This is a genomic window from Mycobacterium sp., from assembly GCF_049585075.1.
Lineage (GTDB): Bacteria > Actinomycetota > Actinomycetes > Mycobacteriales > Mycobacteriaceae > Mycobacterium.
Map to the genome: position 1 here is coordinate 1 of NZ_JBAUZA010000247.1, position 2,491 is coordinate 2,491.

The window sequence follows — 2,491 nt, forward strand, 5'->3', positions numbered from 1 at the left end:
CCCGGCGCGGGACGCACCATGGTCTCCGCGTCTTGGCCGTGCTGCAGAATGCTTTCGGCTTGGTGCTGCTCGGGTGCGGTCAGCGCGTCCAGCGCGGCGTTGGCCAACTCGCCGGCGGTGCGGTAACGCTCCTCAGGGTTTTTGGCCATCCCTCTGGCGATCACCTGGTCCAGGGCCGCCGGAATCGGTCCGGGTCCCAGCTGGCTGGGCCGCGGGGGTGGCTCCATCAGATGCGCGGCAACCAACCGTTCGATGCTGTCGGCCCGAAATGGCGGTGACCCGGTCAAACACTCGCCCAACACACAGGCCAGCGCATAGATGTCGGAGCGATAGGTAACCTCGTTGCCGCTGAACCGCTCCGGCGCCATGTACTTGTAGGTTCCCATCGCCATCCCGGTCTGGGTTATCCCCTGGTCGCTGTTGGAGCGGGCAATACCGAAATCCACCAGATAAGCGAAGTCGTCACCGGTGATCAGGATGTTCTCCGGTTTGACATCGCGGTGCGTCACGCCGTTGGCATGTGCGGCATCCAGCGCCGAGGCCACTTGACGCACAATGGCCACAGCCCGCGGCGGACTCATCGGCCCACTGCGTTTCAGCACGGTGGCCAAGTTGGCGCCGTCGATCAGGCGCATGTCCAAATACAGCTGGCCGTTGATCTGGCCATAGTCGTGGATCGGCACCACGTGTGGCTCGGTCAACCGTCCTGCGGCGCCGGCCTCGCGTTGCATCCGGGTGCGAAACATCGGGTCGTCGGAGAACTGCGGTGAGATCAGCTTGAGCGCTACGACCCGGCCCTTGCGGGTGTCCTCAGCCTCGTAGACGTCACCCATTCCGCCGCGACCCAGCAGCCGCATCAGCCGGTAGGGGCCAAACCAAGACCCCGCCCGTGAACCCGGCTGGCTGTTGGTCACCCTCAATGCTCCTTCTCTCATGAGATATCGTTCACTGCCGCTGCGAGTTTCGATTGAAACGAGCTTGGCATCGGGATGTATCCGTATTGGTCCAAGTCAGCTTGTCCGCTACCAATTGTGGTCTGCATGAAGGCTTTTACCGCCGCGCCGGTCGCGGAGTCCGGATACTTCGAGCAGACGATTTCGTAGGTGGCCAACACGATCGGGTAGGCACCGGCCTGCGTCGGCTTGTAGAACGAGGACGTGTCGACCACCAGATCATTGCCCCGCCCAGTGAATTTGGCTCCGGCGATCGTCTTGCCGACCGAGTCGGTGGTGATCGTCACCGGATCCGGACCGGCCGAGGTCACGATCTGGGCCATCGCCAACTGATGGCCCACCGCGAAGGACCACTCGTTGTAGGTGATCGATCCGTCGGTTGCCCGCAATGCCGCCGATGTGCCCTCGTTTCCGCTGGCGCCCTGCCCGACGCCCCCGTCGAAATTTTCGTCGGTGCCCTTGCCCCACGCACCGTCGGATGCTGCCGCGAGGTACTTCTGGAAGTTGTACGTAGTACCGGATTTATCGCTGCGGAAGACGACGTTTATCGGCGTCGCGGGCAGGTTGAGGTTTGCGTTGAGCGCCTTGATGGCCGGGTCGTTCCAGGTGGTGATGCTGCCATTGAAGATCTTGGCGGTGGTGGGGCCGTCCAGGTTCAGCGAACTCACCCCGACGACGTTGTAGGTGACCGCTATCGGACCGAACACCGCAGGAAGGTCCCACGCCGGCGAACCGCACCGCTCTTGGGCCCGGTCGGGCTCAGCCTTCCCGGGATCCAACGGCTTGTCGGAGCCGGCAAGATCGGTTTCGTTGTTCAGGAACTGCTCCACTCCGGCGCCGGAGCCGTCTGCGTTGTAGTCCAGCGTCGAGCCCGAGCAGGCCCGGATGTATGCATAAACAAATTGTTCGATCGCGTTCTCCTGGGCGGTCGAACCGCTGGCTTGGAGTTTCTTCTTGCCGCCGCAATCGACGGGTACCGGCGGCGGGGTGGATCCAGACGACGATGCTGCAGAACTGCCTTTGCTGCCGCATGCTGACAGCAGCAGCGTGCCGACGACCAGCAGGCTCAGCGCCGCGGCACATCGGTTGACCTTCACAACGGATCCTTTTCTGACGTTTAGCTGCGGCTCGGCAACGGCACGATGAGCCAACTGTTAACAGATAACCCTGTAGAGATGAATAAATCTTTAACGTCAGCTTTGTGCTGGCTTTGTGTGTGCTGCGAAGAATCTGCCAACTAGCCGCGACCGTGGCGTCACCGACCCATCATCGGCGCAGCTCAGGCCCCTTCAGCGACGCCTGCCAGGAATTCCAGCAGCAACGCATTGACGATTGCGGGCTGCTCAATCTGCGGGCAGTGGCCGGCCGCCTCGACCACAGCCGAGCGCCCGCGGGGAATCTGGTCGGCGATCTCCTTCGCCCAGCCCAGCGGGAGAAGTTTGTCGCAGCCGCCCTCGATTATCAGCGCCGGAACCTCGACACGCTGGTAGGCCCGTTTGCTGGACGGGGCCGGCGGCGGGGCAGCGCCGGGCCTGCGG

The 2,491-nt window shown here is 63.3% G+C and carries 3 protein-coding genes; all 3 read right to left on the bottom strand.

From position 1 onward, the window contains the following. On the bottom strand, positions 1-857 hold an 857-nt coding region (locus WB785_RS11740), incomplete at its 3' end, for a serine/threonine-protein kinase (RefSeq protein WP_424079322.1). 74 nt (positions 858-931) lie between these two features. Continuing rightward, positions 932-2,050, bottom strand: coding sequence for a phosphate ABC transporter substrate-binding protein PstS (gene pstS / locus WB785_RS11745; protein WP_424079319.1), 1,119 nt, complete (start codon positions 2,048-2,050; stop codon positions 932-934). Between the two features lie 182 nt (positions 2,051-2,232). Continuing rightward, positions 2,233-2,491: alpha/beta fold hydrolase (locus tag WB785_RS11750; RefSeq protein WP_424079320.1), on the bottom strand; the 259-nt coding region annotated here is incomplete at its 5' end.